General features: G+C 60.4%; 20 protein-coding genes and 1 pseudogene. 12 read left to right on the forward strand and 9 right to left on the reverse strand.

All coding sequences use genetic code 11. The annotated features are described in order from the left end of the window. Positions 1-170 precede the first annotated feature (170 nt). Positions 171-1,361, reverse strand: a pseudogene (locus tag PspS34_RS11680) (patatin-like phospholipase family protein); the annotation flags it as partial. A gap of 410 nt (positions 1,362-1,771) precedes the next feature. Here PspS34_RS11680 and PspS34_RS11685 point away from each other — a divergent pair. The 3 genes from PspS34_RS11685 to dsdC all read left to right on the forward strand — a co-directional run bounded on the left by PspS34_RS11685 (position 1,772) and on the right by dsdC (position 5,638). Then, positions 1,772-3,112, forward strand: a complete 1,341-nt coding sequence (locus PspS34_RS11685; protein WP_159389768.1) for a gluconate:H+ symporter — start codon at positions 1,772-1,774, stop codon at positions 3,110-3,112. Between the two features lie 43 nt (positions 3,113-3,155). After that, positions 3,156-4,508, forward strand: a complete 1,353-nt coding sequence (gene dsdA, locus PspS34_RS11690; RefSeq protein ID WP_150814524.1) for a D-serine ammonia-lyase — start codon at positions 3,156-3,158, stop codon at positions 4,506-4,508. A gap of 161 nt (positions 4,509-4,669) precedes the next feature. Beyond that, positions 4,670-5,638, forward strand: a complete 969-nt coding sequence (dsdC, locus tag PspS34_RS11695) for a DNA-binding transcriptional regulator DsdC (RefSeq protein WP_154862265.1) — start codon at positions 4,670-4,672, stop codon at positions 5,636-5,638. Positions 5,639-5,646: 8 nt separating this feature from the next. Here dsdC and PspS34_RS11700 read toward each other — a convergent pair whose 3' ends face one another. After that, positions 5,647-6,264, reverse strand: coding sequence for a LysE family translocator (locus tag PspS34_RS11700; protein ID WP_150814522.1), 618 nt, complete (start codon positions 6,262-6,264; stop codon positions 5,647-5,649). Between the two features lie 184 nt (positions 6,265-6,448). Here PspS34_RS11700 and PspS34_RS11705 point away from each other — a divergent pair, with 184 nt between their 5' ends. Continuing rightward, positions 6,449-6,901: an Lrp/AsnC family transcriptional regulator gene (locus tag PspS34_RS11705; protein WP_159389769.1), complete on the forward strand. Its 453-nt coding sequence runs from the start codon at positions 6,449-6,451 to the stop codon at positions 6,899-6,901. A 180-nt stretch (positions 6,902-7,081) separates the two neighbouring features. Here the strand turns inward: PspS34_RS11705 and PspS34_RS11710 are convergent, their stop codons facing one another. Beyond that, positions 7,082-7,537, reverse strand: a complete 456-nt coding sequence (locus PspS34_RS11710; protein WP_154910501.1) for a VOC family protein — start codon at positions 7,535-7,537, stop codon at positions 7,082-7,084. A gap of 186 nt (positions 7,538-7,723) precedes the next feature. Here PspS34_RS11710 and arsN2 point away from each other — a divergent pair, with 186 nt between their 5' ends. The 3 genes from arsN2 (at position 7,724) to PspS34_RS11725 (ending at position 9,460) form a co-directional block, all read left to right on the forward strand. Further along, positions 7,724-8,173 (forward strand): arsenic resistance N-acetyltransferase ArsN2, encoded by a 450-nt coding sequence (gene arsN2, locus PspS34_RS11715; protein WP_150814520.1) that lies wholly within the window; start codon positions 7,724-7,726, stop codon positions 8,171-8,173. A gap of 148 nt (positions 8,174-8,321) precedes the next feature. Further along, positions 8,322-9,095 (forward strand): ParA family protein, encoded by a 774-nt coding sequence (locus PspS34_RS11720; RefSeq protein WP_150814519.1) that lies wholly within the window; start codon positions 8,322-8,324, stop codon positions 9,093-9,095. Between the two features lie 149 nt (positions 9,096-9,244). After that, positions 9,245-9,460 carry a hypothetical protein gene (locus tag PspS34_RS11725; RefSeq protein ID WP_057715303.1) on the forward strand — a complete coding sequence of 72 codons (216 nt, stop codon included), beginning with the start codon at positions 9,245-9,247 and terminating at the stop codon, positions 9,458-9,460. A 201-nt stretch (positions 9,461-9,661) separates the two neighbouring features. Here the strand turns inward: PspS34_RS11725 and PspS34_RS11730 are convergent, their stop codons facing one another. After that, entirely contained in the window at positions 9,662-10,555 is an 894-nt protein-coding gene (locus PspS34_RS11730) for a polysaccharide deacetylase family protein (RefSeq protein ID WP_159389770.1), read from the reverse strand. After that, positions 10,555-11,427 carry a GNAT family N-acetyltransferase gene (locus PspS34_RS11735; protein WP_159389771.1) on the reverse strand — a complete coding sequence of 291 codons (873 nt, stop codon included), beginning with the start codon at positions 11,425-11,427 and terminating at the stop codon, positions 10,555-10,557. Before PspS34_RS11735 ends, PspS34_RS11730 begins: the two co-directional genes overlap by 1 nt. 558 nt (positions 11,428-11,985) lie before the next feature. On the opposite strand from PspS34_RS11735, the gene PspS34_RS11740 reads away from it, so the two are divergent. Beyond that, on the forward strand, positions 11,986-12,750 hold the full coding sequence (locus PspS34_RS11740) for a tetratricopeptide repeat protein (RefSeq protein WP_154862270.1): 765 nt from the start codon (positions 11,986-11,988) through the stop codon (positions 12,748-12,750). 14 nt (positions 12,751-12,764) lie between these two features. Here PspS34_RS11740 and PspS34_RS11745 read toward each other — a convergent pair whose 3' ends face one another. The 4 genes from PspS34_RS11745 to PspS34_RS11760 form a co-directional block, all read right to left on the reverse strand. Continuing rightward, positions 12,765-13,937: a helix-turn-helix transcriptional regulator gene (locus tag PspS34_RS11745; RefSeq protein ID WP_154862271.1), complete on the reverse strand. Its 1,173-nt coding sequence runs from the start codon at positions 13,935-13,937 to the stop codon at positions 12,765-12,767. Positions 13,938-14,066: 129 nt separating this feature from the next. Further along, a complete protein-coding gene (gene cysN, locus PspS34_RS11750) occupies positions 14,067-15,959 on the reverse strand; it encodes a sulfate adenylyltransferase subunit CysN (RefSeq protein WP_057715276.1) in 1,893 nt (630 codons plus the stop codon). Continuing rightward, entirely contained in the window at positions 15,959-17,053 is a 1,095-nt protein-coding gene (gene cysD, locus PspS34_RS11755; RefSeq protein ID WP_342792433.1) for a sulfate adenylyltransferase subunit CysD, read from the reverse strand. Before cysD ends, cysN begins: the two co-directional genes overlap by 1 nt. Further along, positions 16,968-17,438, reverse strand: a complete 471-nt coding sequence (locus tag PspS34_RS11760; RefSeq protein ID WP_154862273.1) for an SRPBCC domain-containing protein — start codon at positions 17,436-17,438, stop codon at positions 16,968-16,970. Before PspS34_RS11760 ends, cysD begins: the two co-directional genes overlap by 86 nt. Before the next feature lie 209 nt (positions 17,439-17,647). Here PspS34_RS11760 and PspS34_RS11765 point away from each other — a divergent pair, with 209 nt between their 5' ends. The 4 genes from PspS34_RS11765 to PspS34_RS11780 are packed head-to-tail and all read left to right on the forward strand — an operon-like array spanning position 17,648 to position 21,731. Beyond that, complete coding sequence (locus PspS34_RS11765; RefSeq protein WP_159389773.1) at positions 17,648-18,763, forward strand: DUF1214 domain-containing protein; 1,116 nt, start codon at positions 17,648-17,650, stop codon at positions 18,761-18,763. Further along, on the forward strand, positions 18,760-19,929 hold the full coding sequence (locus PspS34_RS11770; RefSeq protein WP_159389774.1) for a sulfotransferase: 1,170 nt from the start codon (positions 18,760-18,762) through the stop codon (positions 19,927-19,929). The genes PspS34_RS11765 and PspS34_RS11770 overlap by 4 nt, the downstream gene beginning before the upstream one ends. 32 nt (positions 19,930-19,961) lie before the next feature. Further along, positions 19,962-20,750: an SDR family oxidoreductase gene (locus PspS34_RS11775; protein ID WP_159389775.1), complete on the forward strand. Its 789-nt coding sequence runs from the start codon at positions 19,962-19,964 to the stop codon at positions 20,748-20,750. Between the two features lie 12 nt (positions 20,751-20,762). Continuing rightward, positions 20,763-21,731, forward strand: coding sequence for a DHH family phosphoesterase (locus PspS34_RS11780; protein WP_159389776.1), 969 nt, complete (start codon positions 20,763-20,765; stop codon positions 21,729-21,731). Positions 21,732-21,830: the final 99 nt, after the last annotated feature.

The following is a 21,830-nucleotide window of genomic DNA, read 5'->3' on the forward strand; positions in this document are numbered from 1 at the left end:
CCATGTGCTAGGCGCGAGCGGCGTATCGATCCGGCTACCGCCCAACCGCAATGTCCAATAATGAATTCCCCTTGGGGTTTCAAACACTTTTGACAGTCTGCTCTTGGCTGTGGATTCAACCGGTCGACGCAACAGATTGGCTCAATCGTTCAGCGGGTGTTTCGTAGTTCAGAGTTTTCCGAGGGCGGTGATTTATGCCACGGATAGCCCTTCGCGCCGAGTTGAAAGGCGTAATCGAATAAACGCTTCATGTACTCGCCATCGAATTTCTTATTGCGCGGAAAGTAAAAGTCGGAGCCAATGTACGCAAGATTGAAATCCGCTCCATCCTGCTGCGCCATACGGTAAATTCGCTCCAGGTCGCTGATCCCCTGAGTTTGAATCAATGCACTGATGGCTCGACCGCCGATGCTCAATGTACGGCGTTTTGTCCCGGACCATTGCGGCTCCAGTGTCCCGTTACGAATGACATAGAAATGCCGTTCGAGTCGCAAAGGTGCTCCGGTGGCTCTGTTCAGCGCCATCTTTGTGCCAGGTGGGTAAAGGAACACCTGAGTGATTACCCCACCGTCCACGTGCATTTCCTGAAACTGTTTGCCGTCAACGTCTACATCGATCATGACGGGTGAGACGGCGCCGGGAATACTCATCGACGCGATCATGATGTTGCGGAAGAGGTCGAGCGCTCCCGGTGCTTCGCTTGCGGCAATAGTGCCCATGTTCCAAGTGACTGGCCGCCCTGAATCAAGGTCGGTTGTGCCGATCAGCAGGATTCGCCCTTTGGCGTATTCCGACGCAATCGCCGCAAGAGTTTCCGCGGTGATGTACTTTGTGATGAGCCGCGACAGTGGTTTGCTGTCCGCTATACCGTCGCTGGCAAGACGGGTCAGCACGTTTCGCGAATGAAAAACGTCTTTTGGACCGATGGCGTTAGCGATATACCGAATGACTTCGTCGTACCCGGATCCCAGGTAAGCGAACGGGGCGACCAGGGCGCCCGCGCTAATGCCCGTGACGACCTTGAACATGGGGCGAGTCCCATGCGTGGTCCACCCCGTAATGAGTCCTGCTGCGAATGTGCCTGCGTCACCGCCTCCCGAAACTGCCAGCATATTTGCCAGCGGCAGGATGTTGTTCGGTTTCCCTGCCTTGGCGAGAGCCTCGCTCTCGCGTTTGTTGCCCTCAGTTGCATCCTGAATGAACAGAGTCAGGTCGTGGTCCAACCAATAGCGAGCATTGGGAATGCCAGGGATGACCGCTTTTTCCGTTAACGTTTGCGGCACAGCATCACGGCGTGGCAAGCCCCCTTGCAGGAACATGTTCAGAGTCGAGGCGCCAGGTCTGAGCGCGAATGGTTTCAAAACGCCTCCTCCGGCCCCTGCAGTCGACAGCAAGCGCGCTCATCGTACTCGAGAAAGTCCTTACCCATGGTGCCCGAGATGTCTACACGCCAGCCGACTGCGACACATCATTCGAACGCCAGACAGCTCATTTTGCGCTCCTTGACATGATAAAAAAACTCATTGGCCGCGCGCTTCAGGTTCACTTGGCCTGCGAGGCTTGCTTCCAGGCTTTGATAGCCTCCAGTCCCTTGTAGATATGGCTCGAACTTTCATCACTTCACGCCATGCACTCACCATAGATGACCTCATGTCATCCATCCCTTGAAAATCCATCCTTTGTCAGGCCCCTGTGTTGCGCTCTCTAATGCCGAAAAGCTGAGTGACCAAGATCACTTATTTCAACAATAAAAGCTCTTTCAGGAGATTGTATGCACAGTGGTCCCACTCTATTGGTGGTGTTGTTTTCCGCCATCATTCTGATCGTTTTTCTAATCGTCAAAGTGCGCGTCCACGCATTCCTGGCCTTGACCGCAGCGAGCTTTGTGGTGGGCATCGGTTCAGGCATGCCACTGGTGCAAATGGCCTCTTCCTATGAAAAAGGTGTCGGTGGAACACTCGGATTCCTGGCAACGATCATTGGTCTTGGCGGCATACTCGGCAAGATGCTGGAAGAATCCGGTGGCGCAGAGCGCATTGCCCAGACGCTATTGAGCACCCTGGGTAAAGAGCGTGCCTCATGGGCCATGATGCTAGTAGGGTTTATCGCGGGCATCCCGGTGTTCTTCGAGGTTGGATTCGTTCTGCTGATTCCCCTGATCTATGTGGTCGCCAAAGAGACCCGGATCAACCTTTTGTACCTGGGCGTGCCCTTGGCCGTGTCGCTGATGGCGGTTCATTGCATGTTGCCCCCGCACCCTGCCGCGATGGCCATCACCGGGCTGCTGGGCGCCGATGTCGGCAAGGTCATTGTGTATGGCCTCATTATCGCGCTGCCTACCGCCATCATCGCCGGGCCGCTGTGGATCAAGCTGGTCTGCAAGAGTGAAGCGCCCGACACTCAAGAAGCTTTTCTGGACGAACATTGCGTTGACAGCGCGACCCAGGACTTGCCAGGCCTTGGCTTGACACTGCTGACGATCCTGCTGCCACTGCTGCTGATGGTCGGCAAAAGTTTTGCGGCCGGACTGCCCCATGACTCCGGGCTCTTCAGCATCGTTTCGTTCCTGGGCACGCCGCTGATAGCACTGTCCATCGCTGTGGTGTTCGCTTACTGGGCGCTGGGTTTGCGCCGCGGCTTATCAATGCCTGACTTGCTCGCGCACACTCAGAAGAGCTTTCCTCCGCTGGCCAGCATTCTGCTGATCATCGGTGCCGGTGGGGCATTCAACGGCATCCTGGTCGACAGCGGCGTGGGTAACGCGCTGTCCGGCTCGTTGACGCAATTGAATATGAATCCCATCGTCCTGGCGTGGTTGGTGGCAGGGCTGATGCACTTCGCCGTCGGCTCAGCGACGGTGGCAATGATCAGCGCCGCCGGCATGGTGATGCCGATGCTGAGCGCTCATCCCACCGTGAGTAAGGAAATTATCTGCATTGCCATCGGTGCCGGCGCCATTGGCTGGACCCATGTGACGGACTCGGCCTTCTGGGTGGTCAAGGAGTATCTGGGCGTCTCGCTCGCCGAAGCGTTGAAGAAATTCACCTCGGCTACCGTACTGGCTTCATTGATCGCGCTGGGCCTGACCCTGCTGCTGTCGCAATTCGTTTGATTCAACCCGTATTTTCCGCCTGATTGTTTAAAGGGACCACGCCATGATTTTGGGCAAGACACTTGAAAGCTGGTACGCCAGTTATCCTTTGATTCGCGATCTGGTCGCGCTGCAAGAAACCACTTGGTTCAACCCTGCCGTGGCCCCGGTCGCGGAATCGATTGGCGATGTGGGGTTGACGGCCGCAGACGTCGCCGATGCCAGTGCGCGACTGACGCGTTTTGCTTCTTACCTGCGGCGCGCGTTTCCGGAGACGGAGTGCAGTGGCGGCATTATCGAATCGGACATTCTGCCCGTACCACACCTGCAGCAATTGCTCGGCGAGCGCTACGGTCAGGCGTTGCAAGGGACGCTGTGGCTCAAGCGGGACAGCCATCTGCCGATTTCGGGCTCCATCAAGGCGCGTGGCGGCATCTATGAAGTGCTCAAGCATGCCGAAGACCTGGCGTTGGCCGCGAATCTGCTAACGCTTGATGACGACTACGCGGTGCTGGACAGCGATAAGGCGCGTGCCTTTTTCGGCCAATACAAAATAGCCGTCGGCTCGACCGGCAACCTTGGCATGTCCATCGGCATCATGGGGGCGGCATTGGGTTTCCAGGTGACCGTGCATATGTCGGCGGATGCGCGGCAATGGAAGAAAGACAAGTTACGTTCACACGGCGTTACCGTTATTGAGTACTCCTCCGATTACAGCGTGGCCGTCTCGCAAGGCCGTCAACAAGCGGAGTCCGATCCAGCCTGCCATTTTGTGGACGATGAAAACTCGGTCAACCTGTTCCTGGGCTACTCGGTGGCTGCCGAGCGCCTGAAAAAGCAATTGGCAGCGGCTGACATCACCGTGGATGCGCAACATCCATTGTTTGTTTATCTGCCCTGTGGGGTGGGTGGCGCGCCTGGCGGCGTGGCCTTCGGCCTGAAGCTAGCCTTCGGCGACGCTGTCCATTGCATCTTCGCCGAGCCCACACACTCGCCATGCATGATGCTGGGCGTCTATACCGGCCTGCACGACGAAGTGAGCGTGCAAGACTTCGGCATCGACAACGTGACGGCTGCGGACGGCCTCGCCGTCGGGCGCGCTTCAGGTTTTGTCGGCAAGGCCATGCAGCGGTTGCTTGATGGTTTCTACACGGTCAGCGACGAGGAAATGTACAGTTTGCTGGCACTGATGGAGCGCAGCGAAGGTGTGCGCCTAGAGCCATCCGCGCTCGCCGGCGTGCCCGGCATTGCCAGAGTCCAGGCCGACCAGCAGGGCTACCTGGCTCGCGCGCGCCTGGACCGTCAGGCCATGGTGCAAGCCACCCATCTGGTTTGGGCAACGGGCGGCAATATGGTGCCTTGCGACGAGATGGAAGCTTATCTGGCCAAGGGCCGTGAATTGCTCGCCAAAGGTTGATCTGGCCTGAATGGACCCCAATTGCCTGGACTCGACAGAGTTCTCGCTGATTTAAGCCTGAACCGGATGTGGCAAGATCAACGTCTTGCCACATCCGTTACGTTTGCCCGCTGGAAATGCGTACAACGCAAGGCGGCTTTTGGGTTTGAGGGAAAACTGTCGTGCTCAACCTTCCTCCACGTATCAGCTCCAGGCTCAACAGCAGCCAGTTCGCGAACCTTCACACCTTTTTGGTTGCCGCTCGTCATCTGAGCTTCGCCCGTGCGGCAGAGGAGCTGTGTTTGACCGCAAGCGCCGTGAGCCACCGTATAAGTCGTCTGGAAACCGCCTTATCCATGAAGCTGTTCCAGCGCCTGACCCGGCAGGTCAGCCTGACCGACGAAGGCGAGCGTATCTTCGAAATACTCCAGAATGCGATGGGAGAATTGTCCGAGGCACTCGAGCAATCGTCACAGGCGGAAATTGCCGGCTCGATCGCGCTCTATGTCAGGCCTTCCATTGCCCAATGCTGGCTGGTTCCCAGGCTGGCGGATTTTATCGAGCGATATCCCTTGGTGTCATTGGACCTGCGAGTAGGCAATGACAATGTCGACTTTCGAACCCGTAAAATCGACTTGGCCCTGTACTACGCCAATGGCGAGTTTCCCGGGTTGACGAGCCATCGGTTGATGCGCGAGCGGTTGGCCCCGGTGTGTAGTCCCGAGTATGCGCGACGCCACCGCCTGGAGGAGAACCCGGACAACTTAAGGAACTGCACAATCTTGCATGACTCCCTGGCGTGGGATCATGCGGCCTATGATGCCGAGTGGACGCTTTGGGCAGAGCAACACAACATGCTCGCGGCACTTCCCAAACGTAGCTTGACCTTCGATCGCTCTGATTTATGTGTGACCGCAGCCATGAACCACGCCGGCATTGCGATTGGCCGTCAGCAGCTTGTGCAGAAGCGGGTTGATCGCGGCGAGCTCGTCCTGCCGCTCGCTGAGTTCAGCCGCTCAGGCCGCTACGATTACTATCTGGTTCACCCGTCGCTCGGCACTATCCCTAAGCGACTGCTGGTTTTCATGAACTGGCTACGAGAATGCGCACATCAATCATCACCTCTGGATGAGAACGACGACCTGTCCTGATGAGGCAATCAAGCCGGCATCTGTTCGGTAAACAGCGTCACGGCGATGATGATCATGATCGCTCCGGAGAAACGACTGACCCACTGAGCGGCGGCTGGGCGTGCCTTTAGAACAACCTGTGAGCCAAAACCGACCAGGAGATAAATAACGCCACAACTGACGGTGTGGACGAGCCCGAGCGCAATCATCTGCGTCGGTACAGGCCAGGGGGCAGTGGCATCGGCAAACTGGGGCAAGAGCGCCAGGAACAGCAGGAACACTTTCGGATTCAAGCCGCTGACGCAAAGCCCCTTGAGCGCCCAGCGCAACCATGAGCCTGACGCCTGAACTTCATCGGTGTGGGGTGTGGAGGGACGGATGAGCATGTTGATGCCCAACCAAAGCAGGTAACCCGCCCCGGCCACCGTCAGCACTGACATGACCCCAGGATGGTTGGCGACCAGGGTGCCGACACCAGCGGCTACCACCAATGTGGCAATCAGGTGGCCGGACAGCAGTCCGCCCACAGCCGGTATGACGACGCGATGCTTCAGGCCAGCGGATATCGCGTAGGCCCAATCCGCTCCGGGCGTAACGACGAACAGAAACGACACCGCCCAGAAGGCAACAAAGACACTGAAGGTCATGGCGTCACCCACGCCCGTTTATCAATCATCGCGTTATTCATCATCCCGCCTCTCATAGGCCGCCCCTCTTGTTTCCTGAAGAGGAGTACGGCTGTTAATGGATGGGGGAAGATTAATGAAATATTGTTAGAATTAACTTTCAAAGGTGGTCGTATTTTCGTCGCAGTGAGGGAGATTATTCTACGTGGATAGAACTGACCGGAAAATTCTTGCCGAGCTGCAAAAGGATGGCCGTCTTTCGGTCACTGAACTTGCCGAACGCGTCGGCTTGAGCCTTTCACCCTGTCATCGGCGAGTGCGGGCACTGGAGGACTCCGGTGTATTGCTGGGCTACCGTGCGCAGCTTGATCCCGGTGCACTGGGCCTGAATTTTTCCGCAATGGTATTTGCCACGCTCCGCGAGGGTGACCGGCAAGCCGTCGAGGCGTTCGAGGCGGCGCTCATTGAAATACCTCAGGTGGTCGATGCCCAACGGTTGTTTGGGGAGCCGGACTACCTGCTGCACGTCATTGCCCAGGACTTGCCCGCCTTTCAAAGGATTTACGATGAGAGCCTCTCGACATTGCCTAATGTGCAACGGCTCACCTCGACCCTGGTCATGAAACGGGTCATTCAAGACAGACCGCTACCTTTGTGATCGGCGCGGCACATCTTCTGTTTATTTCAGGATTTTGTGGGGGGAGGCTGCTTCTGACCGGTTCTGTTGAAAAAGTAGCTCCCCTGTCTGTCAGTGCTGTTTTGGAGGTGCTTCTCGGGCATGCGAAAAATGGGTATGACCGTTGAATCCACAGCAAGCAGACGTTTATCGCCGCATCACTCAGGCAAATGCAGCTTCTACAAATGCCTCTAGCGCCTCTTCTTCCAGGATTTCGATAGAGAAGTGCCCGAAGCGCTTGGGCAACCAGATAATGCGTGTCCCGGACGGGGATTGCAGGTTCGCGCGGGCCAATGGCTTTCCGTTTTCGTCTTCTGGCTGAACACCGGCGACCATGAGTTCGTCATAGGCCTTCTCGATGTCCGGCGTCGAATAGCAGTGGCGATAAATCATCCCTTCACCCGAGGAGTCCAATAGCTCCCTCAGGTTACCGGCCAACGGCTGTACTAACATGAAACGCTCTTGACCGATCAGCGCAATCGCGTAGCGCACGTGCAGACCACCTCGTTCCCAGACGAGCGTTTTGGAGATCTTGGCGTTCAGTATCTGTACGTAGTAAGCACAGGCTTCGTCGAGATTCTTGACCAGTACATCGATGTGACTGAACTTCAGTTCCATTGCATGCCTCCTGCCGACCCTGCGTCCTATTGACCATGGATGAGAAATGGGTACCGATCTTGAGAGTGCTCAATCACAGACCGAGGTCAGCATGCCATTAACCGCTCTCTTGCGTTGCAGTGATCTTGTCGACACCGGTAATTACTACCGTGAAACTCAGTGAGTCAGAAGCAAGGGTGGGCGGCAATGCAGGCAAGAAAAGTAGGGCCGAGTGATCTGGATCATCTGTGTAAGTCATTAAGCCAGGCAGGGCTGCCCTTCAGTGATGTCAGTGAACCAGATCGACAGTTTTACCGGTTCGAAGTGGATGGGGAGTGGGTGGCTTATGGAGGGCTCGAAGGTGCGGGTTCCGATCTGTTGCTTCGCTCAATAGTCGTTTGTGAGACGCATCGTGGAGAGGGGCTGGGTAAAGCGGTGTTGTCTGAACTGGAACGCTATGCGGTCTCTCAAGGCGCAGTCCGATTGCACCTGTTGACTCAAGGCGCTGCTGGTTTTTTCTCTGCCAATGGATACGAACTGCTTGGCAGGGACGAGGCGCCTGCGGCTATCACCCAGACAGTTCAATTCAAGCATTTGTGCCCTGCATCGGCGAACTATCTGCGCAAGTTGCTTAACGGTCCCCCTTGTACTGATTAGTCATTGATGTGCATCAGCACTCCGAGTGATTGAAGCTGGCCTGATGGCTGGCTGTCGTAAAACTGTAATGTTGCGGTCATAGAATTGAAATGACTACTTAGATTTTCTTCAGTTGGCCTTAGGCCACTTTCATGGATGAGCAAGCCCGATGCGTCGTGTCGTATTCAATCAGAAAGGTGGTGTTGGAAAATCCAGCATCGCCTGCAATCTTGCCGCTGTAAGTGCTGCCGAAGGTTACCGAACGCTGCTGGTTGACCTCGATCCCCAGGCAAACTCGACTCACTACCTCACGGGACTACTCAACGAGCGCATTCCCGCAGGCATAGCCGATTTCTTCAAACAGACACTGTCCAGCGGCTTCGAAGGCAGAAGGAATCGAGTGGCCATAACCGAGACCCATTACGACAACCTTCACCTGGTGGCTGCCAGCCCTGAACTCTCAGACATTCAGGCAAAACTTGAGAGCAAGTTCAAGATCAACAAGCTACGCAAGTTATTGGTTGAGCTGTCCGGGGACTATGAACGCATCTATATCGACACACCTGCGTCGCTGAATTTCTACACATTCAGTGCACTGGTGGCTGCCGATCGAATACTGATTCCATTCGATTGCGACAGCTTTTCTCGTCAGGCGCTGTATCGCGTTCTCGCGCAGGTAGAAGATCTACGTTGTGATCACAACGAATCACTGGAAGTGGAAGGGGTGGTGGTTAACCAGTTCACTGGGCGCACTGGCATGCACCAAAGTCTCATTGATGAGCTGTTGGCAGAGGGTTTACCTCTGCTACCGGTTTACCTGAGCAGCTCCGTCAAGATGCGTGAATCTCACGAAGTTTCAGTCCCCCTCGTCCATTTGGCTCCTCGCCACAGGCTTTCGCTGGAGTTTGTTGGCTTGCTGGATGCCCTGGAGCGGGCCGCTTAGCTTCATCATTGATGGATTGAAGCGTAATCGCCCCCGGCTAGCGTCGACTCAGCCGGAGTCGGTGATTCAGAACCCGTTCGTGCAGCTGAAACACTGGCGAAACATTCCAGCCTTATGATTCGCGTCACTGAAACCTGGGGGGGTTGGAGATGAATCGGCCATCAAGAAGCATGCGCAAACTGCTCGACTCCGTCGCAACCAATAATGAGGTAGCGGCGCTTGATGTGATGCGCGCAGCAGAACAGCTCCAGGACGAGGTGCTTCGTCAGCGGTTGCTCAACATGATTCACCAGCTCAACCGCGATGCCAATGACTTGCGGATGGCGCGCGACGATATCCAGGGCGGCACCATAAAGCTTGCATGACCAGTCATCTCTTCTGGGTTCAGCCGGTGGATCCCGCCACCACCGCAGCGAAGTTGTTCATTGTGGATTAGCGGATTGAGGTGTTGAACCGCATAGCGCGCCCACCCGATTTGTTTGTAGCCAGCACGGTCGCGTACTGGGGTTCGAAATATATTGCCACTTCATTGAGCGTGGCTCAGGCCGTCCCGAGCCACTTATCACTCAGGCGGGGAATTGGGCAATCCAGTGCCTGGCTATCTCTTCGCGCCGGCAGATCCACACCGCGTCGTGGCCTTGCACGTAATCCAGAAAACGCGCCAGCGCCATCGCACGACCAGGATGGCCACTGATCCGCCCATGCAGGCCGACGCTCATCATCTTCGGGTGGTGCGCGCCCTCCTGCCACAGCAGGTCGAAAGCATCCTTGAGCAGCCGGAAGAAGTCTTCACCGCAGGCGAAACCATTCGCCAGCAGATAGCGGGCGTCGTTGTTGACCAGCGTGTAAGGGATCACCAGGTGGGCGGGCGAGCCCGGGAGCCAATAGGGCAGGTCATCGTTGTAAGCGTCCGAGCTATAGAGAAACCCACCTTCCTCACGCAACAGGCGGCGGGTGTTCTGGCTGACCCTTCCTGTGTACCAACCTGTGGGGCGTTTACCGCAGATCTGCTCGATCACGTCGAGGGTGAGGCGGATATGGCGCCGCTCCTGGTCTTCAGGCATGTCGCGATAGTCCAGCCAACGGTAGCCATGCCCGGCAATCTCATGCCCGGCAGCGCAGAGCGCATGGCCAATCGCCGGGGTGAGTTCCAGTGCCCGGCCGACGGCGAAAGCGGTCAGCGGCAGGCCTCGGGCGTTGAACAGCTCCAGAATGCGCCACACACCTGCGCGCGATCCGTATTCGTACATGCCCTCTACGCTCAAGTCCGGTTCCCCCACACGCGGCGGACGGCCCGGTAGCTCGTGAAGCCAGGCCTCCGACTGTGCATCGCCATTGAGGATGCATGACTCCGCGCCCTCTTCGATGTTGAGTACGAACTGGACCGCGACGCGCGCCTCACCGGGCCAGCGCGGGTGAGATGGGCAGCCGCCATAACCGATGAGGTCGCGAGCGGACATCAGCCCAGCTCGAAAGTCGTGACGCCGAACACACGTTCGTGCGCGATCGCCGGAGGAGGGCCGAGGTACATGCGTGCGCAGCCGAAAACTTCGATCATGCCCTGTTGGTGCACGAGCGCCATCGCGGCGGGGTTGTTCTGCGGGGCATCGAGAAACAGCGGGCCACCCTGTGCAAATTCCGCCAGGCGCGCGTAGAGAGCATTGGCTGCCAGGGCGTCATCGGCGAACAAGGGGCCGATCTTGCAGCCTTCCCGGCAGCGTCTGACTACGCCATAGCCGCTTAGCCTGCCGTCGCGCCGGCAACCCACGGCGAGTGCATCGGCTTGGGTTATCCACCCGCTCAGGAAGGTTGCGCGCGCGGCGGGGAAGCAGGTGCGGTCGTAATCGACAACCTGATCGAGCGGGAAAGTGGCCAGCGGGACGATGTCCTGGTCGTCTAATTGCGAGGTCGCCGGGCGTTCGGTGATCTCGGCACGAAAACGCATGTTGCGATGGGAGAAGACGAAACCGCCCTTGGCGTAGTAGTCCTGCATCGCGAAGACGCCGTCCATGCCGATGCTCGAGCCTGGGCGCAGGAGGGCGAGGAGTCGCTCGCGGCGTGCGTGCCAGAGGGTATTGCCCAGACCTTGACCGCGATATTCAGGCCGGACGATGAAAAAGCCCATGAAACCGAATTCGCCATCGTAGGAGGTGATGGCACCGCCGCCGATCAATTCGCCGCCCCGGGACGCCGCGATGAAGGCGGCAGGGTCCGTCGCCCAGAACAGCTCGGCATCGTGAAGACCGGGATTCCAACCCTCACGGGCAGCCCAATCGACGAGCTCGTCCAGTTCGGGACGGGCCATGTTGCGTATGACCAGCTGATTCGACACCGCGAAGTTCTCCTCAGTCGTTAATCGAGCGTGTGGTCCATCCCCACTCTGAACCCTTTCGGTATAGCTTCAACCCGAGTTTTGATCCAGCTCGATATGTCACCTGCGGAACATGTTCGTCGCCTTGTACTGTCCTGAGCGCGAGGCCCGGTTGCTGTCAGCGAGGGTGGAACATGCACTTGCAGGAGATTGAAAATCGCCTCTCACCTGGTAGTGCCGGTTGCGGACCACTCGCAAGACACGCTCGATTAAGTGACCAGCCAGCTAAACAGCCACCCTCGGAAAACACGAAACTACGAAACGCCCGGGGAACGATTTAGCCAATCTGTTACGTCGACCGGTTGAATCCACAGCCGTTTTGCGCCCTGCGTGAAGAACAGCAACAGATCGTGCCTGGATGTTGGGGGTGGTAAAAAATGGTACTGGTCGCAACGGTCGTTGCAGCAGGAACTTCAGGGTATTGGCCAGGTCAATAGCGGCCCTGTATCGCAAATGCCGAGCAGCGTTGTGGTCTGTTTTACGGCAGTGCCGTTTGAATTCAGTCGAGTCCGCCCCCTGATGCCAACCAAGAGTTTTCTGCCGGGCCTCATCCTGGTGTTCTGCACTGTCCCGTCGCTTTGTTCGGTTGCTGGCGAACGAAGCGCGCCGACGCAGAGTAACAGCGCCTCAACCACCCTGATCGAAACCGCCTCGCGGCAGTATGAAAATGGCCAACTGGACCAGGCTGCCGCCACGCTGGAGCGTGCCCTGCATATCCAGCCGAACAATCCCGCGACGCTGCATTATCTGGGGGTGTTGCGCCTTCAGCAGGGGCAGTACCAGCAGGCTGAAACCCTGGCGGCGCGCTCGAACATACGGGTTGGTCGCAACGTCGAGTTACGCAACCGCAACTTCCAATTGATCCAGGCGGCGCAGCAGGCCCAATCTTCGGGTACCCCACCCAATGCAAAAGAGGACGTGGTCGCAGTACAGAAGGGGCTGGAGGAGGAGGCCCAAAGGCGTCGCGAAGCGGAAATTGCCGTTGCTGAGCAATCCACTCCGGACACTGGGAACGACGCTGGCAACTTGGCTCGCGCAGAGGCATATCGGGGGCTGGATGCGCCGTCGGCTGGCAGAGCCGGGCCCGAAGGAAAATTACAAATGACTAATGTCGAGCCAGAGCGGGCGTACGCTGAGGTCGAGATTCCCCGCGGCCATATGCCGCGTCCGGGTAAATGCCGAATCTGGTTTCCTGATCGCCCGGCGGGGCATCAGCCCGCACCCGGCAAATGCAAGAAGCTGCGACATCGGGTTCCCCCGGGGGCCTACCTGGTGCGCGGTTGAGTTTATGAAGACATCTACCCCAACGACGCCACGCTATTGAGCAAGGTCTTGACCAGTTGCGCCTGGCGCGTGGCGCCAGTCTTGGCGAATACACCGCGCAAGTGAGCGCGCACGGTGTTGCGCGAAACCCCGAGTGCCTCGGCTGTCTCATCGAGGGTCTGGCCGTCCATGACCAGCATGGCCACTTCGGTTTCCGTGCGGGTCAGTTGGAACAGGCTACGCAGCAGGTCACGCGAGGCTTGTGGCGAGTCGGCGGGATCGCGGATGAACACCACCACTGCCGGGCGTCGGGCGCTGTTGTGGGTCTGGTAGTTCATGGCAATCGGGCGCAGCAGCAGGTTCAGCGGCATCTCACCGCTGGGCCGCGACAGGGTCAGGACTTGCAGGTCGTCGAGGCCGCGGGGGCGTTGTTTCAACACGGCCTGGATGGCCTGCTGCAGTGTGCGGTTCTCATGGTTGGCGAAGGCACAGAGCTTGTCGTGCTTGCACTCCAGACCGTCATGGCTGTCGAACAGGCGCTGGGCGGCACGATTGCAGCGCATCATCCGGCCGTTCTCGTCGAGGATGGCCGTGCCCACCATCAGGCGGTCGATGGTTGCCGCGTAGAGCTGGCGTTCGGCATCCAGTTGATCCACCGCCGAGTGCAGGTCCACCGCCTGTTGCAGGTGCGGCAGCAACAGGCGGATCAGGTTGATCTGCGCCGGGGTGAACGCTTCGCTGGCGTGGTCGCGGCAGGCGAACAGCGCGCAGTGCATGCCGGCGGCGGTGCGCATGTTGGCCACCAGCACATCGCGCAGGTCCAGGGGGTGCAGGTAGTTGCGGTAGAAATCATGGGCCAGCCAGGCCTCCGTGCCCAGCACCTGGTCGGCACTGGCCACCTGGTCCGCGGGCCAGTCGAGGAACGGGCAGATCGAATAGAAGTGTTCGCTGTAAGAGGGCTCGCCGGGCAACAGCGCGCCATGCACCGAGGCATTGACGATCAGCCCGGGGCGTTCATGGTCGGGGTTGCGCAGCACCAGGGTGAAGAAGCTGGCGGCGAATCGCTGGCGCAGGGCTTCCAGCAAACTGGCCCAGGGCGTGGGCTCCAGCGTGCCGTGGTAGACCAGCCCGAGCAGGTTGCTGAGCTCGGCAGAGGGGATGTCGATGCTGGCGTGCAGGTCCGGGCAGGTGGAAAAGGGCAGGGTCATGCGCGCCTCTTTGGCTGCGTGTTGTCATGGGCGAGTATCGACCGGGGTCACGGCGGCAAAATCGTCCGTTTGGCCTAGGCGCTGACGGGCGCAGCGCATGCCCAAGGGGCAGGCTGCGCCCGGTAGCTCTTACAGCGCCAGCAGGGCTTCGACTATGCGTTCGGCGGCGGCCTCGGCAGACTCGTGCCGGGTGTCGATATGGATATCCGGCGCCACTGGCGGCTGGTAGGGCGAGTCGATGCCGGTGAAGTTCTTCAGCTCACCGCGCCGGGCCTTGAGGTACAGGCCCTTGGGGTCGCGCTGCTCGGCCAGGGCCAGCGGCGCATCGATGAAGATCTCGAGGAAGTTGCCGTCACCGGCCAGGCTGCGGGCCATGTCACGCTCGGCCCGGAACGGCGAGATGAACGAGACCAGGGTGATCAGTCCGGCATCGAGCATCAGCCTGGCCACCTCCGCGACCCGGCGGATGTTTTCCACCCGGTCGGCTTCGGTAAAGCCCAGGTCGCGGTTCAGGCCGTGGCGCACGTTGTCGCCGTCGAGCAGATAGGTGTGGCGGCCCAGGGCATGCAGCTTGCGCTCGACCAGGTTGGCGATGGTCGATTTACCCGCGCCGGACAAACCGGTAAACCACAGCACCCGTGGCGACTGGCCCTTGAGCGCGGCGTGGGCCTCGCGGTTGACGTCGATGGCCTGCCAGTGCACGTTCTGCGCACGACGCAAGGCGAAGTGCAGCATGCCGGCACCGACCGTGCGATTGCTCAGGCGGTCGATAACGATAAAGCCCCCGGTATCGCGGTTGTCGGCATAAGCATCGAAGGCGATCGGCCGGTCCAGGTGCAGGTTGCATACGCCAATGCCGTTCAGCTCCAGGGTCTTGGCCGCCAGGTGCTCGAGGCTATTCACATCGACCCGGTGCTTGAGGTTGGCGCAGCTCATGCCGACGGTGCGGCAACCGATCTTCATCAGGTACGGGCGCCCCGGCAGCAGGGGCTGTTCGTCCATCCATACCAGGGTCGCTTCGAACTGGTCGGCCACCGCCGGAGGGGTGTCGGCCAGGGCGATCAGGTCGCCGCGGCTGATATCGATCTCGTCCTTGAGGGTCAGGGTCACGGCCTGGCCGCACAGGGCTTGCTGCTGCTCCCCGGCGCTGCCAAGGATGCCGGTGATCTCGCTCTGCTGGCCCGAGGGCAGCACGCGGATGCGCTCGCCGACGCGCACGCTGCCGGCCACGACGTTGCCGCAATAGCCACGAAAATCCAGGTTCGGCCGGTTCACCCACTGCACCGGCAGACGGAACGCTGCTTGGCTCTGCCGGTCCTGCTCCAGCGGTACGTCTTCAAGGTAGGCAAGCAGGCTCGGGCCCTGGTACCAGGGCGTGTTGGGGCTGGCCTGGAGCATGTTGTCGCCGCGCAGCGCCGACAGCGGGATGCACTGGATATCCTGCAGGCCGATCTGTGCGGCGAAGGCGCGATACTCGGCTTCGATGCGCTCGAACACCGCCTGGGAGTAGTCCACCAGGTCGAGCTTGTTGATCGCCACCACCACCTTGCGGATGCCCAGCAGCGACACCAGGTAACTGTGTCGGCGGGTCTGGGTCAGCAAGCCCTGGCGGGCGTCGATGAGGATCACCGCCAGGTCGGCGGTGGACGCGCCGGTGACCATGTTGCGGGTGTACTGTTCGTGGCCGGGGGTGTCGGCGACGATGAACTTGCGCTTGTCGGTGGCAAAGAAGCGATAAGCCACATCGATGGTGATGCCTTGCTCGCGCTCGGCGCTCAGGCCGTCGACCAGCAGGGCGAAATCCAGTTCGTCACCCTGGGTGCCGAGCTTTTTCGAGTCGGCTTCGAGCTGGCCAAGCTGGTCCTCGAATAACACCTTGGATTCATACAGCAGTCGGCCGATCAGGGTGCTCTTGCCGTCGTCGACACTGCCACAGGTGATGAAGCGCAGCAGCTGCTTGTTCTGCTGTTGTTGCAGGTAGGGCGTCAGGTCGCCATTGCGTGCGTCGGTGATTGCGTTCATCAGAAATACCCCTCTTGTTTTTTCTTCTCCATGGAGCCCGCCGAGTCGCTGTCGATCAGGCGGCCCTGGCGTTCCGAGGTGCGGCTGACCAGCATTTCGCCGATGACCGCCGGCAGGTTGTCGGCGTCACTGTCGATGGCGCCGGTCAACGGGTAGCAGCCCAGGGTGCGGAAGCGAACCTTGCGCAGTTCCGGGGTTTCTCCCGGCAGCAGCGGCATGCGTTCGTCGTCGACCATGATCAGTGTGCCGTCACGGCGCACCACCGGGCGCTCCTTGGCGAAGTACAAGGGCACGATGGGGATCTGTTCCAGGTAGATGTATTGCCAGATATCCAGCTCGGTCCAGTTCGACAGCGGGAACACCCGCAGGCTTTCACCCTTGCGCTTGCGGGTGTTGTACAGGTGCCAGAGCTCCGGGCGCTGCTGCTTGGGGTCCCAGCGGTGCTGCTCGGAGCGCAGCGAAAACACCCGCTCCTTGGCCCGCGACTTTTCCTCGTCGCGCCGGGCGCCGCCGAACGCGGCATCGAAACCGTAGTGGTCCAGGGCCTGTTTCAGGCCCTGGGTCTTCCACACATCGGTGTGCAAGGCCGAGCCGTGGATGAAAGGGTCGATGGCCTTTTCCACGCCTTCGGGGTTGATGTGCACCAGCAGTTCCAGGCCCAGGCGTTCGGCGGTCTGGTCGCGAAAGGCGATCATTTCGCGAAACTTCCAGGTGGTGTCCACGTGCAGCAGGGGGAAGGGCGGCTTGCCCGGGGCGAAGGCTTTCATCGCCAGGTGCAGCATGACCGCGCTGTCCTTGCCGATGGAGTAGAGCATCACCGGGTTTTCACACTCGGCCACCACTTCACGGATGATCTGGATGCTTTCCGCTTCCAGCCATTGCAGATGAGTCAACATCGAATACCTCCTCGAGTTCTGCCGGGATTGGCGCCGGCTGAACACCACGGTAGGTAAAGCACCGCCGGCACTTCTTCGTCTGCTTGGACGAAGAGGCGCCGGCAGCTGCAGGTCACGCGACGGACGCGTACAGCGTCTCGACACGGATCTTGAGGGCGTGGGCAACGGCATCGAACCCGTGTTTGACCCAAGCGCCATGATCGGTCATGACCTGGTCGGCGGTGGCGCCGAGGAACTGGTCGGTGGTGTGGTAGCGGCAACTGGCCGCGCCGGTGGGCTCGATGTGCTGCTCGCGACGGGCAGCGTCGGGATTGTCGGCGTTGGCATACATCTCCCAGGCGAGTAACCGGTGGGGTTCGAAGTCAGCCAGGTACTCGATCACGTGCAGCAGTTCACCAGGTCGCCCCGGATCGGGCAGAAACAGATTGACCGGTTCGCCCAATCTCAAGCTGGACTCGACCTTGACGGTGTAGGGGTTCCACTGCGGATAACGCACCAGGTCGATCAGTACCGACCAGACAAATTCGGCCGGTGCGGCGATGTCCACGGTCACTGAACGGACCAGATTTTTCTCTGCGGTCATGGGTAACTCCTCTGAGGATGACTGCGCGCCACGAACTGCGGCGGGAAGTAAGCCATGGGCTCAGGCGCGATCCTCGCCGCTCACGGCGCACGGCTCCTCGTCCGTGCGGACTAGCAGGCGATTTAGTCCGCTTGGACGAAGAATCGGCAAGGGGGTGCTCCCTAAGGTCACTGGCAGCGGCGGGCTTTCCGCCAACAGAGGAGACCGACATGGTTACAGACAGGATCGATCAGGAGGTGCTCAGCGGCGAAAGCTGGAACCTCTTCTGCGAGCAACTGCGGCGTAGCGGCGAGCAAATACTGCGCGCCGAGGCCCCGGCCGATGTGCAGACCCGCGCCGAAGGATTTCGCTATCTCACGCGTTTGCTGCGCATTGCACTGGAAATGCACCTGGAATTTGCCGATCCGGACTTCCCGGGCTTCATCACCCCCTCCCATGAAACCGCGAAAATTGGCGCCGACAACCCCGATAATCTGTATAGCTATGCGCGCCTCAACGGCGCGCACGAGTATCGGGTCAGCGGCCAGCGCGGCAGTGTTGCCTACCTCAGTTTCGGTTCCCAGAAGGGGGGCTACGAGACGGATGGCAAGATGATCCAGACCGGTTTTCTCGATGCAGGCATGTTGCAGTCGGATGCCGAGGGCAACTTCGAAATCATCCTCAGCCAGCATCCACCCGGCATCGGTAACTGGCTGCGGCTCGAACCGCAGAGCAATGCCTTGATTGTCCGCCAAACCTTTCTGGACCGTAGCAGCGAGCAGCCGGCGCAACTGCGCATTGAACGCCTCAATGCTCGCCAGACACCCGAACCGCTGAATGCGCCGCGCTTGCAACAAAGCCTGCAGCGGGTGGGAAGTTTCGTCGAGAACACCGCGCGGTTATTCGCCGACTGGGCTCAGGGTTATCAGAAGCACACCAATCAACTGCCCGCCGCCGACCAGGCACTGTGCCAGTCGGTGGGGGGCGACCCGAACATTTTCTATTACCACTCCTACTGGGCTCTGGCTGATGACGAGGCATTGCTGATCGAGGTCGATCAGGTGCCCGACTGCGATTTCTGGAACGTGCAGATCAACAACTACTGGATGGAGTCGCTCGACTACCGCTACCACCGCATCTGTCTGAACAAACAGTCGGCGCAACTGGAGGCGGATGGCCGCTTGCGCATGATCCTCTGCTGCGTTGACCCCGGTCTGGCGAACTGGCTGGAAACTGCCGGCCATCCCCATGGCACCCTCTGCCTGCGATGGGTGGGAGCAAAGCAGCCGGTGCAGCCAACGACACGCGTGGTCAAACTCAATGATCTGAAGGAGCTTGTGCGATGAGTGCCAATGACTTCGCCCTGGATGCCTTGCTGGCTGAAGCTTGCGCACGTGCGGGCGGCCTCGACGATTTCGGCCCCGGCGATTTTCGCCAGGGCCTGGTGGTGCTGGCTGACGCCCTGGAAAAAGAAGCGCGGCTATCCGTGTCGGGGCGCGGACTGTTGCGTGAGAAACTGTTGGCGCAACTGGTCAACCGTCTGATCATCGAGGATCACTGTCGGCGTTACCCACAAATCCTCGAGCTGGAAATCAACGACCCACTGGTGATCGTCGGCCTGCCACGCACCGGCACCACGCTGCTGCAACGCACCCTGGCGGTGGACCCGCAGTTCAGCAAGGCGCAGTGGTGGGAAACCCGCTACCCGGCGCCTCTCGACGGGGAGACCCTGGAGCAGCCGTTGCAGCGCCTAGGTCGGGCGCGCGCCGAAGTCGCGGCGATGGTCGAGTTCCTTCCGCAACTGCTGGCCATTCACCCACTGGACGCCGAGCAGCCCGACGAAGAGTTCATGCTGATGGAGCACTCGTTCCTTTGCGCCATGGACTCCTACGTCAACGTCCCCAGCTACACCGCCTGGCTCGACTGTCAGGACCAGACCCAGGTCTACCGTTACCTCAAGCGCTCCCTGCAGTTCCTGCAATGGCAGCAGGCACGTCGTGGAATCGCCCCCGGCCGGCGCTGGCTGCTCAAGAGCCCGCAGCACCTGCATACCCTGGAGCTGTTGTTCGAAGTGTTCCCCGGTGCGCAGGTGGTGCTCACCCATCGCGAACCGGCCAGGACCATTCCCTCGCTGGCCAGCTTCATCCATACCCTGTGGCAGTTGTACAGCGACCAGGCCGATGCCCAAGCCGTCGGCGAGCAGTGGAACCGACGCATGGCGCGGGCCTTGCGCCATGCCATGGCGGTGCGCGAAGGCATGCCGGCCGGGCGCTTTCTCGATGTGCAGTTCGAAGACACCCTGGCCGCGCCCCAGGCCGTGGTCGAGCGCATCTATCGCTTCGCCGGCCTTGAATGCACGGCAAAGGTTCAGGCAGAGATGGGCCAATGGTTGTCCGTCAATGGCCGGGAAAAACGCGCTGCCCATCACTACAGCCCTGACCAGTTCGGCCTCAGCGACGCGCTGCTGCAGCGTGACTACGCCGAGTACCGCGCCCGGCATCTGAGCGCCTGAGCCTGCCCCATAACAATAAGAGGATTCATCCCATGCTGCTTAAAGACAAAGTCGTGATGGTCTCGGGCGTCGGCCCCGGGCTGGGTATCAAACTGGCCCTGGAGGCCGCGCGTGAAGGGGCGCGGGCCGTGGCCATCGGCGCCCGCGACATGGGCCGCCTGCTTGAGGCACAACAGCGCATCAAGGCAGTCGCCGGGCATTGCGAAGTGCTGTGCGTGGCCACCGATATCACCGATGTGCAGGCGTGCAATCGTTTCGCCGAAGCCACCCTCGAGCAATTCGGCCGTATCGATGCGCTGATCAACAGCGCCTTTTCCCATGGCGGTTTCCAGGCGGTGGACGAGGCGAACAACGACCCGCTGCGCGAGGCCCTGGAGGTCAACCTGCTGGGCTCGCTGAACATGAGCCGCGCGGTGCTGGCGCCAATGCGCGCGCAGGGCGCGGGGGCGATCGTCATGATCAACACCCTGGGTGTGCGCAAACCGTATCAGGGTGGCGCGGCCTATGCCGCGTCGAAAAGCGCCCTGGCGGCCAGTGTGCGCTACCTGGCCAGCGAGCAGGCGGCCCACGGTTTGCGGGTCAACGCTCTGGCCTGTGGCTGGATGTGGGGCGAGCCGGTGCAGGCCCTGGTACGCCAGAGCGCTGCCGCCCGGGGTGTCAGCGAAGAACAGGTGCGCGCCGAGTTCAGTGCCGGCATCCCTGGCGGGCGCATGCGCAGCGACGAGGAGTGCGCCCGCGCTGCGTTGTTTCTGGCATCGGACTACGCCAGTGCGATCAATGGCGCGCAACTCGATGCCAACGGCGGCGAAGTCATGTACTGAGGAGCAGGGCAGATGAACACAATCGATCACTGCGCTTTCAACGGCGATGCCGACGGTCTGTGCGCCCTGCAGCAGTTGCGCCTGGCGGGTGAACTGGATCCGCAGGTGCGCCTGGTCAGCGGGGTCAAGCGCGACATCGAGTTGTTGCGCCGGGTCCAGGCCGGGCCCGGCGAGCGGGTCACGGTGCTGGACGTGGCCCATGAGCAGAACCGCGAGGCCACCCGGCGCTTGCTCGACGCCGGCGCCCGGGTACGCTACTTCGACCACCACTTTGCCGGCGAACTGCCGCGGCATCCGGCATTCGAGTCCTTCATCGACACGGCCGCCCAGGTGTGCACCAGCCTGCTGGTCAACACCTGCCTGGATGGGCGTCATCACCGCTGGGCGGTGGCCGCCGCCTTTGGTGACGGCCTGGCCGGCCCGGCCCGGGTGCTGGCGGCGCAGCATGGCCTGGCCGACGATGAGGTGCATGCCCTGGAGGAGCTGGGCCTGCTGCTCAACTACAACGCCTATGGCGACAGCCTGTCGGACCTGCACTTCGAGCCGCTGGCGCTGGCCGCCGAGCTTCTGCCTTACCACGACCCGCTGGACTTCATCCGCCACAGCACAAGCTTCACCACCCTGCGCACCGGCCACGCCGCCGACATGGCTGCAGCCGCAGGCCTTGAACCCTGGCACGAGGGCCGGGGCGCGCAGCTGTACCGCCTGCCCGCGCAACCCTGGGCGCGGCGGGTCAGCGGTGTGCTGGCCAACCAGTTGGCGGCCGGTGCGCCACGTAAGGCGATCGGCTTGCTCAGCGCCAGGGCGGACGGTGACTGGGCGTTCAGCCTGCGGGTACCGGAAGAGGCCGGGCTGACGGCGGATGCCTTCTGCCGGCAGTTTCCAACGGGGGGCGGGCGCAAACGTGCTGCCGGGATCAACCATCTGGCCGAAGCGCAATTGAAGGAAGTTGCCGCACGCCTGCTCGATTGCTATCGCTGAACAAAAAGCAACGCCCGGACCGGATCTGTCGGGGTGTTGCTTGCCACCAAAAGTCAGCGGTTCAAGCACCTGAACCGCTTGATCCAATATAGCTTGAAT

Origin of the sequence: Pseudomonas sp. S34 (assembly GCF_009866745.1) — a bacterium.
Taxonomy (GTDB): Bacteria; Pseudomonadota; Gammaproteobacteria; order Pseudomonadales; family Pseudomonadaceae; genus Aquipseudomonas; species Aquipseudomonas jessenii.